Source organism: Pseudomonas thivervalensis (genome assembly GCF_001269655.1).
In the GTDB taxonomy this organism is placed as follows: domain Bacteria; phylum Pseudomonadota; class Gammaproteobacteria; order Pseudomonadales; family Pseudomonadaceae; genus Aquipseudomonas; species Aquipseudomonas thivervalensis.
In genome coordinates this window covers 43,145-55,996 of the sequence record NZ_LHVE01000013.1, presented here as the reverse complement: position 1 = coordinate 55,996, position 12,852 = coordinate 43,145, and the positions used below count along the sequence as shown (strand labels likewise).

Genomic DNA, 12,852 nt, shown 5'->3' with positions numbered 1-12,852 from the left:
AGCCACTTCAGGGAGGAAGCTTGAAGTGGCGATGCAATTACGTCAGTCGTATCCAGGTGGGAGCCGCGTCGCGACCTGGCTCCAACACCTGGCGATCTCCTTGGCAATGCTGCCACTGCCTTTCCTGGGCTCAATCCCATCACTTGCCGTGAGGTACTCCAGCAGCCACTGGTCCGTCCATCCCGCCCATTCGCCCGCGACGGACCTGAGGTTGGATTCGAGCACCGGGAATACTTCATTCCACAGGATGTCGTGGATGTCCTTGGGTGAATAACCGGTTTCAACGACGACGCGAGCGATGTAGTCGTAGGTCAGGCCGTCGATCTCGGTATCCAGGAAGAGCGAGGAAAGGGCCTGCCAGATTTTCAGGCGGGTTGGGTCGACAGGGTTCATTCTTGTCTCGGAGTATGCAAGGGCCGAGTGGTGGTTGGTAGCGTAGTTGACGAGCGCTATAGGTGGTTTCAAAAAAATCCATCCCGATCAGGGACAGGCTAAGTTTTCGATCTGCGGGAATTGAGGATGATCCGCACCGCCATGATCACCCCAACAAGCACCGCCGCAAGACCTGACGTCTCCAGAAGTGTCGGCAGCCGACCATGAAACCACAAGCCAAGTAGCGTCGCGAACAGCGACTCCAAGGCGATCAATTGCCCGGAAAGCACCATGGGCAAACGCCGGGACGCGGCGTTCCAGGCCCAGGCCCCGACAACGGATGACATCAGCGCAATCACGAAACCCCAGAGGTATAAATCCCGCGCAACGGAAACGCTAAAACCCAGGCTCGGGAGTTTGAGCAGGTCGAGTGCTTGTACCGCTGGCAACAAGCACAAGGTGCCGACTCCGGCGCCAGCCATCATCAGGCCCGTCCATGCGCCTGCGGCGTGGGGTGGCAGCGTTAGCAGGGCGCGCTGGTTCAACCAACTGAACGCGAGCCACAACACCACGGCACCGATTGAAAACAACAAGCCCATCAGCCACGAGCCATCGTTTGCAACGGGTTGATGGACTGCGCCGAGATTCGACAGCAGAAGTCCAACCGTCAAAAAAACCAGGGGGATCGCCAATTTGCGCCATTGGAGGGTTTTGGTCGTGGCGTTGCCCAGCAATGCCAGCAAGACCGGCACCATGCCAATAAACGCCGGGGTCAGTACCGGCCCGCCGAAGATGATGCCGGCGGCGATGCAGGCGCTGTAGCCGAGGTAGCCGACTACGCCCAGGCCTGCGGCCAGAAGCACCTGATTGCGGTGCAGCAGCCGCAGCTGGCTCCGATAGAGCAGCACGACACCCAGGCCCAGGGCACCGGCGATCAAGAACCTCACGATCATCAAGTCATAGATCGTGTAGTCGCCGGTGACGTAGGGCGCAATGAAGTTCAACGCCCAGCTCAGCGTCGCGACTACCGCGAGGGCCAGTCCGGTGAAGAGGTTTGAGTGGGTCTTCACTATCACGCAGGTTCCCCGATGCACCACCAATGAACGTCGACTTCATCGTCGCTCTGGGTTACATCGTGCCCATGCTCGATGAAGGATTCGGGCACATCCAAGGCAAGTCGGTCGCTCAAGCGCAGTGGTGCAAGGGTGTTGCGCTGTCCCAGGAAGCTCAAGTAGTAATCACGGTCGTAGAATACCGTGACTTCACTTTGGTGCACCCAGGGCCAAACCAGCAGGCAGGCGACGCGGTAGTAGCCTTGGTTGCGATCCGCCGCACGGGAGAGATGGGCGGCTGCTTCGAGCAACTGTTGAATACAGAAGGACTGCACTTCGATCTGTGCTTGTGGACCTTGAACGAGTGAGTTGATGACTGGAATTTTCCAATGCGTGTAGCGCTCGCTTTCATGGCGGTGAGGATAGAAATGGCCGTTAAATTTCGCGGCCCAGCGCTCCAGCGCACGGAGACGGCGGGGGATACCTCGGAGTTTTCTGTCGCTGAGGGCAATTTGTCGCAAGACGATATCCTTATGCGGTTCAATCGTACTGAGTGAACCCAGTGTAGGCCGCGAAACGATGTGATTGGCGTTCGTCGTGGGTGAGTGTGCAACTTGGTTTTTCCGCCCGACGCTGGCAGCATCCTTTGCGCAGGACGCCATAACGTTTGAAAAGGAATCTTCATCATGGACCCCATCCCCACATTCCAAACCCGCCGCCTCATCCTCATTCCCCTTGAACTGAGGGATGCACCGGCGATTCAACGATTATTCCCACACTGGGAAGTGGTCCGTTACCTAGGCTGTCGCGTGCCATGGCCTTACCCGGGCGACGGCTCGCAGACCTATGTGCGCGACCATGCGCTCCCTGCTGTTGCCGCCGGTCGCGAGTGGCACTGGATGATTCGTATTGCCGAGGATCCGACACAGATCATCGGCAGCATCCATTTGTACGACGAGCCTGGCAACAATCGAGGTTTCTGGCTGGCCCCACAATGGCAGGGACAAGGCTACATGAGCGAAGCTTGCGAGGTGATCAACGCCTACTGGTTTGAAACCCTGGAACGCCCTGTCATGCAAGTGTCCAAGGCAGTGGGCAACCTGGCTTCGCGCCGGGTGTCGGAGCGCGAAGGCATGCGCATGATCGGGACGCAGCAGGGGGAGTTTGTCTGTGGGCCGTTGCTTAAAGAGGTCTGGGAAATGACGCGTGAGGCGTGGCTTAAAGCGAAAGCTTCATCGAACACCTGATTCCCGCGCCGGCCAGAACAACCCATCGAGACAGCTATTGACTCGCCAACGGACGCCACGCCGTGGTCTGTAGATAAGGCCACTGTTTGAGCAGTAGACCGCGCGTTGTTTCTACGCCCTGCAAGGTTTCAGTGCAATTGACCATCGTGGTAAAGCTGCGAGTGGTCAGCATGAAGCTTTCCGAGCCCAGCGCCTGGCACTGCTCGCTGGCGCCAATGGGTTGGCAGAACATCGGTTGCATTTTCACGTCGTAGCCCTGGGCCCGTGTGAATGCCTGGAACTCTGGCATGGCAAGACGAGCCGGTGTGCCGCTCAGTGCCGGGCCTTGCCAGACGGCGGTGATGAGGCCCCTTGATGGATAGTCGCTCAGCCCCTGGACTTGTCTGGCCTCGAACAGGGCAAAACAGAACGAAGTATTGGCCGCGCTATTGCTCGCAGGCGATGTAACGGGCGCGGCCAAGGGGAGCTTCGGCGCAGCGGCCGCCGGAGGCACAAGCGCTACCGAGGGTGCCAAGCCCGATGATTCGCCTATTTCCACCAGCGCGTCGATGGGCGCCCGATTGCGCCATACCTTTAGCGGCGCCGCGAAACCAGGTCGAATACGGCTGGCGACAGCGGTCAGCTCGGCCGGGCTGTTGACCGGAGTCCCGGCAATTTGCAAAACGATATCGCCGGTCAACATGCCTGCTTTTTCCGCGCCACTTCCTGGCACTGGCCTCACGACCAATACACCGCTGACGGTGGCTAAGCCGAATTGCTGAGCCACGGACGGTGTAACGCTGGTGATGTGCAGGCCCAAGGCCCCCGACTGATTAGGTACCGATGCGGGCATTGCCGTGGACGCCCCGGGCGACACCGCAGCGGCAGCTGGCGCCGCAGCGCTACCGACTGAACAATCGCGTTGTCTGGCGACCTGTTGGATCACCAGGTTAACGGGATCGCCCGCCATGCTCGGATGCTTTTCCCAGCCCTGTTTGGTCGCCAGGAACGTTTCACAATCCATGGCGTAGTAGGTCGCCGGATCTTTGACCTTGCGCAGGTATTCCGCCGTTTCGGCTCGCTCGGCGGCGCTGTACATCGGATTGACGCAAGACGCCAGGAGAGGGGAGAGCACCAGTATTGCAGCAAGGCATTTTGTCGACATGGGCTTCTCTGAGTTCGTGGCGTCTAGCTGGGTTCAAGCACGGTACTATTTGGCCATCATCCTGTCCAACCACAACCAGGTACTTCGCTGCCAGGCTGATTGAGACGAGCGGCATCCGGGCAACGTGCATTCGATATACAACTTCAAGGCACTTTGCCATGATGCGGCACGATCCATTCGAATCCATCACTGAGAAGCGAAATGTCTGCACCTGCCTTCAAATCAAGCACCAGGCTCGCCGTTGCACTTTCGCTCACTGCTTTGGCTGGCTGTGCCTCTGATGGCGGTCTCGGTGAGGCGGCGGTAGTCGGTGCGATGCTGCTTCCCATGGGGGGCGTGGACACCAGCGTAATGACCAGTGCCGTAGGCCTGGCGGCCGGCGCCTATGTGGTCTCCTCGGTCGCGACTGCGGACTCTGCCAGCGTCTCCCCTGCAACCTCCACCGTTGCCGCCCCCCAAGGCCTGCCGCCCATCGACCTGCAAAAGCTGGTGAGCCGGGAAACGCCTGACCGGTATCGCTCCAAGTCCTGTGAGTACATCGAAATGTCCCTCAGTGAGGTGCCGATGTATCAGGCGAGCGCTGAGCCGATCCTGAAGCAGGTCGCCATGGCTCGAAAAGAAGCGGCCGGCCAGGTATGGCTTGAAAAAGGCTGCCAGCCGGCCAATTTACCTCGCGGCAGGATCGGCGCCAGCATCGAGACCATCGATCCGAAGCGGGCGATGGCTCTGTCAGCGCCTCCCGCCGGGGTTGTGGTGCAGGCGACTGTACCGGGGAGCGGTGCGCAACAGGCCGGGATCTTGCCTCAAGACGTGATCGTGGCAGTGGACAACGGGCTTATCGCCGACTCAATCGATTTCAGGGTGGCCGTTGCCAAAGCGCCAATCGGCTCGCGGGTGAACCTGAAGGTCTGGCGAAACAACGCGTTTAGCATCGTTCCGGTTCTGGTGGGGCCTGGCGGGACTCAAGTCTCGGTGACCCCGACGGTGATGGCGAACGGTGCCACGGCGGCGATCCCGGCCGCCGCAATGTACTGCACCGCCGTGCTGTCCACCCAGCATACGTACGGCGCTGCTGTTAGCCCGGTGAAATTGATCGCCGGGGCCGCGAGCGACATGCAACCCTCGCTCAAGAGCTACATCGCCAAGGTGAAGCAGGAACAACCCGGCGTGTGGGGGGATTTCAAACTCAACAGTGCCGTTTGTGCACCGGGTGCGGCGGTGTGCATGGCCGAGGCCAAGGGGCCGACCGGCAAGACCCAGAACGCCTTCGAGTTCTGCCACGCGACGCAAGCCAAGGCGGAGGCTGAACTGGCCCAGATGCGCCAGGGCGATCCGAAAGCGGTGCTTGTTGATTGGCCTTGATGGGGGCGCTGTGATGCATTGCTAAGGAGGTGGGTAATCAGGAGTATCTGTCACCGGCGACTGGCGTCCAAATCCGTTAACGACGATGTACAACAGTGGACCGATTGATACGAAGATAGCCGTGATCAGGAGGTAAGGCAGCAGCGATGTGAGCGACCTGCCTTTCGAACGTGTGTCCCGGTACATCCAGATGCACGCCATGCAAGCGAGCAGATAAAGGTCGATGACGACCTGCGCGGTGTCCGGGCGAGACATGAGCCCGACGCCGAACGCCAGGAGCGATTGCTCGGCGAGGAACAAAGTACTCGCCGTGTACACGGAAAAAAGCAGCAGCGTGACAAGTGCGATATAAGGTTTCTTCACGTTGCCTCCTGGGACAAGTTCATTGAGCAGTGGAGGTAGGCTAGTGATTTGACCGTCATGGTTTCAATGACCTCTGAGGTCATCGACGCCGCTCACCCCGCAATGCCAGAGTCAACGGATGACCAGTCGACCTTTCTCTCGAACAACACCGCCAACCTCAGCCGGTGCGCAACTGCGTCACTTGCGCCAACAGGCCGGACTGAGTCAGCTGGACTGTGCACTGATCACAGGGATTTCTCAGCGTCACCTTAGTTGCATCGAGACGGGGCGCGCCAAGCCAAGCCAAGCCCCGGCACTCTGCATAACGTGTTGACTGCCCTGGATGTGCCTTTGGAGCGATGCAACGACATCTTCCTGGCCAGTGGTTACGCCCCTCGCTACGAAACAACGCCGCTCACGTCGTCGTCAATGGACGTGGTACGTGATGCCATTGACCATGTACTTCATGCCAATAACCCTGCTCCGGCGATTGTTCTGAATGCTCAATGGGACATCCTCGCCGCCAATGCCAGTGCGGGTGTTTTGTTCGATCTGGTGGGGCTTGCCAGAGAGGCGGCGGAGGGACTCAACCTCTTGGTGACACTGCTGCAACGCGGTGGCTTGGGCGACCATTTGAGCAACACCGAGGAAATAAGATTGGTGGCCTGGCAACGGGCATCCCGGGAAGCCTTGAACAATCCCGCGCTGGCTGAGATTCTGAAAAACCTGCCAGCGCCACACAGCGCTGCGGCGCTGGCGAACGAACTGCCTCCGCTGTTACTGACACGAGTCGACTCTCCCCAGGGTGAGCTGACGTTCATGTCAACGTTCACAACCTTCGGCATGCCGCTCGACATCACGATGAGCTCATTGCGTATCGAGCATTTGATTCCTGCCGACGCCAAGACCTGGGAGGTCATGACCAAGGCATATGAGCAGGCGCAACACTCACAATGATCAAGGAAGAACCCATGCAACCGTCACTCAATCGAATCATGCTGTATGTCCGGAACATTCAAGCACCCTGCAATTTTTATTGTGGTAACTCCATCTCCGTCTCCAGCGGAGCGTTTGCATGCCACTGAGCTTTCATAAGATGCATGCCAATGGCGATGACTTCGTTATTGTCGATTCGCGAAATTCAGCCAATCCGGTGACGAGCGCCATGGCCCGGCGAATGGGGAATCGGAACTTGGGCGTAGGCTTCAACCAACTCGCGGTGCTGCTCGATTGCGACGATGCCGATGCACGGGTGATGTTCTGGAACGCGGATGGCTCCGCGTTGGATGTTTGCGGCAGCGCAACGCGGGGAGCGGCGGACCTGCTCATGCGCGAAGCCAATGTGACTTCGCTGGTGCTGCGCACTAACCGTGGTCTGCTGACTTGCGAGCGTACCCCAACGGGCGACATTTCCGTCGACATGGGCGTGCCGCTTTTCGACTGGTCGGACGTTCCCTTGGCGCAAGAACTGGACACCGCCGCCTTGCCACTGGCCGGCAGTCCAGCCGCGTGCAGCATGGGAAATCCCCACTGCACTTATTTTGTCGATGACCTGGTCAGCGTTGATATCGCGACGATAGGGCCGGCCATCGAAACCAACGAGCTGTTCCCGCTCAAGACCAACGTTCATTTCGTCCAGATCATTGATCGCACGCATATTCGGCTGCGCATCTGGGAGCGCGGGGCAGGGATTGCGCTGGGGTCGGGGTCCTGTTCGTGCGGTGCGGTTGTTAATGGAATTCGTCGTGGTTTGTTGGACAGCACCGTCGAGGTTGAATGTGATGGCGGCAGCGTGACGGTGCGATGGGATGGTGTGGGCGCGGTCTTTCTTATCGGGCCGGTGGAGGCGAGTTTTTCGGGGACAATGAGTCAAGGCTGAGTCGGTGGGCGCTTTAGCCCTGACACTGGAATTTGCAGTACGTATGTTGATCATTAAATCAAAAGGAAATTTTATTCATGTCGGAGCAGCGCATTCGCCCCCTCGCGCTTTGTATCTTTCATCATCACGGAAAAATACTGGTCAACCAGTTTTACGATGCCATCAAACAGCAGATGTATTTTCGTCCGGTGGGTGGTGGCATTGAATTCGGCGAGAGGAGCCACGATGCCATTGTCCGAGAAGTGCAAGAGGAACTGGGCGCCTCGATCAGTGACCTTCGGCTGATTGGCACTTTGGAAAGTATTTTTACCTACGCCGGCAAGCCTGGGCACGAGATCGTCCAGGTCTACGACGCAAGGTTCGACGACGCGGATCTCTACGAAAAAACCTGGCTGGAAGGCTTTGAAAGCGACGGTGCATCGTTTAGAGCAACGTGGTGCTCCAGTGCCAGTTTCACCGCTCTATCACCGCTGGTGCCTGAAGGACTTTACGATTTGCTCAAGTCGGCTTCGCTCCTGGAGTGAGTCGGATCAGTGACGGTCATCCATGATCCTGAGCCACGGCCAGCGAGTCTGATAACTTTTCGCCTTCTCATCGAACAAATCCGGCTGGGGATTCTTTGGGTTGATACGAAGAACGCCTTGCTCGACGTCGTCCAGGCCATAGGGCGCATAGACCTCACCGGTTTCAACATCCAACCCAATACACGTACCTGCAATCAAGTAACGATCAATGCCATCCTTGGCCGACTGAAGCTGAGGATAAGGCTTGCCAAACCGCTGACCGTACCAAAGGTGGACGCGAGCCTGGTTCTTGACTTCGATGTTGACGTCGAGGTCTTGAAAGAGACGTTGGGCGGCGTGGATCACTTCGTTCTCGGCTTCCCAAGACAGGTCCGGGTCGAAGTAAAAAACATCGTAATCCTTCACGCCCCAAGCGGGCGGCTGCTGCGTCTGATGATTCCAGACGGCTTGGAACAGGCAGCCAGCCGTGAGCATGCATTGATTCAAACCGAGTGAAGGCAAGCGCGAAGTGATTTGTGCGTTGATTGGGTTGGTCATTGCAATGCTGACCAAGGTTTCGACTGTCAATGTCATGTTCATCCTTTTGGAATCGGTCCGGTCCTGGCGCCCCGACAGATGTTTGAGCAAAATCAGGTGAGCCAAGATACCAAACACATGGATCTCAAGGACGCCCAATGATATTGCAAAGCAGGCCAGTGACGGCTGATGACATCAAGACGATCTGTAGCTTTGCGCTGGATGCTCGGGAACTGTTTTATATGTTCCCGAAAGCCCAATACCCTCTGACCGAGGCTCAGTTGGCTGACGCTATCGCTCAACGATTCGATTCGACGGTCGTCGAGGCAGGGAATCGCGTCGTCGGTTTTGCTAACTTCTATCGGGCTGAAACAGGTGGGGTTTGCTGCATCGGCAATGTCATCGTTGCCCAAGAGGTCCGAGGTAAAGGCGTTGCCAGTTTTCTTGTGGAAACAATGACGGCCTTGGCATTCGACCGCTATGACGCCACTGAGGTGCAGATATCGTGTTTCAATGAAAACACGGCCGGCTTGCTGCTTTATCCAAAGCTGGGCTTTTTGCCCTTCGCTGTCGAAGAGCGAGTTTCTCCAGATCATCGTAGAACCGCACTCATCCATATGCGTCGCGGTAGAGCGGGCCGTGCATAGGTCCGCATCTCGTCTCCTGACCACGTTTTCAAATCAACCCCAACACGCCACAATGCGCCCGACGCTTGCCCTCGGATCAGCGAGTGTTGATACCGGTGAAGCCGAGCGAAAACCCAGCAAGGAACGCCCATGAATTTCTTCAAGAAACTCTTCGGTTCATCGAAAGCCCCTGAAACCCAAGACGACCAGCCCGCGTCGCAATCCCCCGAGCTTGGCGACCTGACCGAGGCTGAAGCGGCCAATCTGGCTGTCCGAGAAGCCGGCGCAGCGTGCCTGGATCGTCATTGGAGCGCTGTCGGCACGGTCGAGCGGGATGTCCTTGCCTACCTGATCAGCCCGACCTTTTCCGGCGGCCCTTACTGGCCTTCGACCCGTCAGGCCTATCGTGTGATTCGCCGTGGCGACACGATCATCCTCGCCACTGAAGGCCTGTCCGATCCGTTCGATGATACGGAAGGCATGGGCAACGGCTTCGAGATGGAATTGTTCGTCGAGACCGCGGATATCCCCGAGCACGCCTATGGCCCCGTGGGCGAGGTCGATCCTTTCAAGGGCAGTTGGGCTTTCGAGCTGCTAGAGCACGTCGCCAAAACGGTCGCCGACGCTGGCGGCATCACCCACCAACTCGATCAGTACGGGACGCTATCCCTCGAACTCCCCGGGCTGAGCCAATCGCACCACATGAGCGATCAACTGCCCAAGCACTTCGTGACCGATGACGACTCTACCGGCGTTCTGCTCGGCGCCCCGGCGCCGGATTTCCCTACCCAACTGGATGACATGCCCTTGTCCCCGGTCAGATTGGTGCCGGTGGTATTGATTACGGCGGCGGAGCTGGAGTACGTGCGTTCGGGAGGGCGAGCGGCGCGGGAGGATCTGGTGAGTCGTTTGAAGGCGGCGGGCGTTGGGCATATGAGCAGCTTGCATCGGGCGAGTGTGGTGTGAGGCCGGAGGGGGATCGGCCAAAAACCAACCAAGTGAACGTCGCTTTTTTGTAAGATCGATTGATACCGCGTCCCACCCAATACTTCCGAGACATCAATGACTGACTACCGCGGACTCATCCTCGAAGACACCCGTGAAGGCGCCACCGACCGTGCCATCGCGCAGCTGGAAGCCAGCCTGGGTGCGCGCCTGCCGGACGACTATCGCCAGTTCCTCAAAATCTGCAACGGCGCCTACCTGGAATACGATGTGCTGGCCACGCTCGCCAATGGTGATGAGGAATTGCTGAGTTTTTCACTGTACGGGCTGGACCCGGACAAAGCGTATGAATCCAACCCCTTCGAACTGGAGCAACTGCAGGCGCAGCCCGGCTTCCCCGAAACGGGGTTGCTGCCGATAGGTCGCGACGGCGGTGCGAGTATCTTGCTGCTGGATTTGCGGGAAGGGCGCCAGGACGTGGCGGCGATGGTGGCAGGCTTGCCCGCTTGGACTGGGCGCCGTCAGCAGGGTGATGAGTACGTGGTGTTGGCGGATTCTTTCAACAGTTATCTGGACTCGTTGCATCTGTCGGAAGAGCGAATCGAGGAGCATATCAATCACTTCATGATCAGCCCTGAGAGTATTGAGGCAACGTTGGATTGGTTGGATAAGGGGAGCCCGGGTTGGCGGGAGCGGTATCGGGAATTGTGGAATGCGCGGGTTCTGGATCGGACGATTTGAAGTCTTGTCATGGACCTGTTGTGACAGGAGATGAGAAGTCGACAATATCCACGAAAGTCGTCCGAAGTGACCGCGTCCCAACGCATTTAGTGATGGGACAGGCGCCTGCTATCAATCATGGTCGCTTGGAAGATCAATGATGATTTTACCCACTACTTGGCTGGCCTCCATTGCCTCATGCGCCTTGATAATGTCGTTCAGGCCGACTCTCATTCCAATTTTTGGTGCATACGCCCCTGCGGTCAGGCACTCAGTAATAGCTTGGATAGCTTTTCGCTTTTCTGACTGCGGGACGTTGTAGATATAGATAAATCGAAAGACGATGCCCTTTTTCATCGCCTCGAGGATTGGCACCGCCAACACATCTGTCGATTGTTGGAGGGCGTAGGCGCTCACCACTGCGCCTGGAGATGAACAGGCAAGATTGGTGGTCATATTTGCCATCAAATCTACGTCTACAATCCGATCAACACCCTGGCTATCGGTCGCTCTCTCCACGATATCGGCAGTGTTTTCTCGATGGCGGTCGATGACCAGATCCGCGCCTGCGGCCAAAGCAACGGCCGCTTGTGAGGCATTTGAAACCGTTGTCGCCACCCAGGCACCTACCCACTTCGCAAGCAGTATCGCCGCCGTTCCGACGCTGCCCGCACCGCCATGCACTAGAACACGCTTACCTCGGATGTTGCCATCCGAGAGCAGGCAGCGGTGTGCCGTCAGGGCCGGAATACCCAATGATGCGCCAACCTCCATGCCAACGCCCTCTGGGAGCTCGATGGCCTTGTGTGTGGGTACCACAACATATTCGGCGGCGGTGCCGTTCGGGCTGCCTTGCTGGGCTTCATAAACCCACACACGTTGCCCGACCCGATCCACCGAGACACCTTCGCCCACGCGATCAATCACACCCGCACCGTCCTGGTGAGGGATGACTCGTTTGTAGGGCATCCCGGCCGAAAAACCTGTCCGCGCCTTGATATCACTCGGATTCAAACCGGATGCATGAAGGCGCACTCGAACTTCCCCGAAGCATGGGACCGGCTCAGCTACGTTAGCAACCACGAGTACGTCTTGAGCGCTTCCCTGCTTTTCGTAATAAGCCGCCTTCATCGCTGATTCCCCTATGCGCCTGGAAATGTCATTTGGAAGTCAGCTTGAAATTCCACAAGCGTTTTGACAAGTAGGCACATGATGGATATATAAGGATAAAAACTATACTAATGGAGCTTTTCATGACTGCGAAAGCCGCCAATGACTACCGTTGTGCAGTCGAATTGACCGTCAAAATAGCGGGCGGAAAATGGAAGCCGCTAATCGTTCACTATCTGCTGGGAGGCACAAAACGCTTTGGCGAGCTTGGACGCCTGATTGGCGGTGTCACTCAGCGTTCACTGACCTTGCAATTACGGGAGCTGGAAGCGTCAGGAATCGTCACTCGCAAGGTGTTCGCGCAAGTGCCGCCGTGCGTGGAATACACACTTACACCGCTCGGGCACTCACTGGCCCCGACTCTGGAAGCAATGAAGGCTTGGGGCGAGTTGTATCTTGCACAGATGCCGGAGGACCCCAACCCTAGAGCCAATCGGTTAGATGATTAGCCGGACAGCGATCCGAGCAAATTATTGGGCATCACCCACCGATGCCTCTTCGGCACCGTCCGATGGCGCTCCGTAAGGTACGCCAATCTCGACCCGATCAGCCTTTACCCAACCGGTGTAGTCGTCGCCACTCTTGGCAATGTAGTTCACTTCCAGCCATGACTCGTCTTCAAGACTGGAATAAACGGTGAGGGAGTCGCCGGGTATTACGAAAATCTTCTTATTGGCACAGGCTTCGTCCGGTGCTTCGTGGAAGTGCAGGCGTCCGGTGCCAATGACCTTGCCTTGCACGGACGGATGAAACTCAGGCACCGTCCCGGAGATCTTTTCCGCCAGGGCAGAACAGTTAACAGCGGCCTGGCTCAGGCTGCTGAAAAGGCACAGGCACAACAGGCTTGAACGCAGATACATCTTGGTGAGTCCGTTTGGGTGGGGGCGTAGGATAGTCAAGTCGGAAACTATTGGGAAAGAGACCTATCTTTGACGAGGAAGGGCCGTTCACAA

General features: G+C 57.7%; 16 protein-coding genes and 1 pseudogene. 9 read left to right on the top strand and 8 right to left on the bottom strand.

Annotated features, from left to right (window positions below; translation table 11 throughout):
- Positions 1 to 42: 42 nt before the first annotated feature.
- The 3 genes from AD659_RS18080 to AD659_RS29400 all read right to left on the bottom strand — a co-directional run bounded on the left by AD659_RS18080 (position 43) and on the right by AD659_RS29400 (position 1,945).
- Positions 43 to 393 carry a DUF7079 family protein gene (locus AD659_RS18080; protein ID WP_053123717.1) on the bottom strand — a complete coding sequence of 117 codons (351 nt, stop codon included), beginning with the start codon at positions 391 to 393 and terminating at the stop codon, positions 43 to 45.
- Between the two features lie 98 nt (positions 394 to 491).
- Positions 492 to 1,445 carry a DMT family transporter gene (locus AD659_RS18075; RefSeq protein WP_167352835.1) on the bottom strand — a complete coding sequence of 318 codons (954 nt, stop codon included), beginning with the start codon at positions 1,443 to 1,445 and terminating at the stop codon, positions 492 to 494.
- Positions 1,445 to 1,945: a DUF3916 domain-containing protein gene (locus AD659_RS29400; protein ID WP_082343584.1), complete on the bottom strand. Its 501-nt coding sequence runs from the start codon at positions 1,943 to 1,945 to the stop codon at positions 1,445 to 1,447. Before AD659_RS29400 ends, AD659_RS18075 begins: the two co-directional genes overlap by 1 nt.
- Before the next feature lie 165 nt (positions 1,946 to 2,110).
- On the opposite strand from AD659_RS29400, the gene AD659_RS18065 reads away from it, so the two are divergent.
- On the top strand, positions 2,111 to 2,671 hold the full coding sequence (locus AD659_RS18065) for a GNAT family N-acetyltransferase (RefSeq protein ID WP_053123714.1): 561 nt from the start codon (positions 2,111 to 2,113) through the stop codon (positions 2,669 to 2,671).
- A gap of 34 nt (positions 2,672 to 2,705) precedes the next feature.
- Here the strand turns inward: AD659_RS18065 and AD659_RS18060 are convergent, their stop codons facing one another.
- The gene (locus tag AD659_RS18060; RefSeq protein WP_082343583.1) at positions 2,706 to 3,815 is read right to left on the bottom strand and encodes a S1C family serine protease; all 1,110 of its coding nucleotides are present in this window, start codon (positions 3,813 to 3,815) and stop codon (positions 2,706 to 2,708) included.
- A 201-nt stretch (positions 3,816 to 4,016) separates the two neighbouring features.
- Between AD659_RS18060 and AD659_RS18055 the strand changes: the two genes are divergently transcribed.
- A complete protein-coding gene (locus AD659_RS18055; protein WP_053123710.1) occupies positions 4,017 to 5,177 on the top strand; it encodes a PDZ domain-containing protein in 1,161 nt (386 codons plus the stop codon).
- Positions 5,178 to 5,198: 21 nt separating this feature from the next.
- Here AD659_RS18055 and AD659_RS18050 read toward each other — a convergent pair whose 3' ends face one another.
- Positions 5,199 to 5,540, bottom strand: coding sequence for a hypothetical protein (locus AD659_RS18050; RefSeq protein WP_053123708.1), 342 nt, complete (start codon positions 5,538 to 5,540; stop codon positions 5,199 to 5,201).
- Between the two features lie 66 nt (positions 5,541 to 5,606).
- Between AD659_RS18050 and AD659_RS18045 the strand changes: the two are divergent.
- The 3 genes and pseudogenes from AD659_RS18045 to AD659_RS18035 all read left to right on the top strand — a co-directional run bounded on the left by AD659_RS18045 (position 5,607) and on the right by AD659_RS18035 (position 7,922).
- Positions 5,607 to 6,476: pseudogene (locus AD659_RS18045) on the top strand (helix-turn-helix domain-containing protein).
- Positions 6,477 to 6,594: 118 nt separating this feature from the next.
- Positions 6,595 to 7,398, top strand: coding sequence for a diaminopimelate epimerase (dapF, locus tag AD659_RS18040; protein WP_053123706.1), 804 nt, complete (start codon positions 6,595 to 6,597; stop codon positions 7,396 to 7,398).
- A gap of 77 nt (positions 7,399 to 7,475) precedes the next feature.
- Positions 7,476 to 7,922, top strand: a complete 447-nt coding sequence (locus tag AD659_RS18035; RefSeq protein ID WP_053123705.1) for an NUDIX hydrolase — start codon at positions 7,476 to 7,478, stop codon at positions 7,920 to 7,922.
- 6 nt (positions 7,923 to 7,928) lie between these two features.
- On the opposite strand, the gene AD659_RS18030 is transcribed toward AD659_RS18035, so the two are convergent.
- Positions 7,929 to 8,495: a nucleotidyltransferase family protein gene (locus tag AD659_RS18030; protein ID WP_053124183.1), complete on the bottom strand. Its 567-nt coding sequence runs from the start codon at positions 8,493 to 8,495 to the stop codon at positions 7,929 to 7,931.
- A gap of 101 nt (positions 8,496 to 8,596) precedes the next feature.
- Here AD659_RS18030 and AD659_RS18025 point away from each other — a divergent pair, with 101 nt between their 5' ends.
- The 3 genes from AD659_RS18025 (at position 8,597) to AD659_RS18015 (ending at position 10,750) form a co-directional block, all read left to right on the top strand.
- Positions 8,597 to 9,085 carry a GNAT family N-acetyltransferase gene (locus AD659_RS18025; protein WP_053123702.1) on the top strand — a complete coding sequence of 163 codons (489 nt, stop codon included), beginning with the start codon at positions 8,597 to 8,599 and terminating at the stop codon, positions 9,083 to 9,085.
- Positions 9,086 to 9,214: 129 nt separating this feature from the next.
- A complete protein-coding gene (locus tag AD659_RS18020; RefSeq protein WP_053123701.1) occupies positions 9,215 to 10,030 on the top strand; it encodes a suppressor of fused domain protein in 816 nt (271 codons plus the stop codon).
- A gap of 96 nt (positions 10,031 to 10,126) precedes the next feature.
- The gene (locus AD659_RS18015) at positions 10,127 to 10,750 is read left to right on the top strand and encodes an SMI1/KNR4 family protein (protein ID WP_053123699.1); all 624 of its coding nucleotides are present in this window, start codon (positions 10,127 to 10,129) and stop codon (positions 10,748 to 10,750) included.
- Positions 10,751 to 10,861: 111 nt separating this feature from the next.
- On the opposite strand, the gene AD659_RS18010 is transcribed toward AD659_RS18015, so the two are convergent.
- Positions 10,862 to 11,860: an NADPH:quinone reductase gene (locus AD659_RS18010; RefSeq protein WP_053123697.1), complete on the bottom strand. Its 999-nt coding sequence runs from the start codon at positions 11,858 to 11,860 to the stop codon at positions 10,862 to 10,864.
- A gap of 122 nt (positions 11,861 to 11,982) precedes the next feature.
- Between AD659_RS18010 and AD659_RS18005 the strand changes: the two genes are divergently transcribed.
- Complete coding sequence (locus AD659_RS18005) at positions 11,983 to 12,348, top strand: winged helix-turn-helix transcriptional regulator (RefSeq protein WP_053124181.1); 366 nt, start codon at positions 11,983 to 11,985, stop codon at positions 12,346 to 12,348.
- Positions 12,349 to 12,369: 21 nt separating this feature from the next.
- Here AD659_RS18005 and AD659_RS18000 read toward each other — a convergent pair whose 3' ends face one another.
- Positions 12,370 to 12,759, bottom strand: coding sequence for an SH3 domain-containing protein (locus tag AD659_RS18000; protein WP_053123695.1), 390 nt, complete (start codon positions 12,757 to 12,759; stop codon positions 12,370 to 12,372).
- Positions 12,760 to 12,852: the final 93 nt, after the last annotated feature.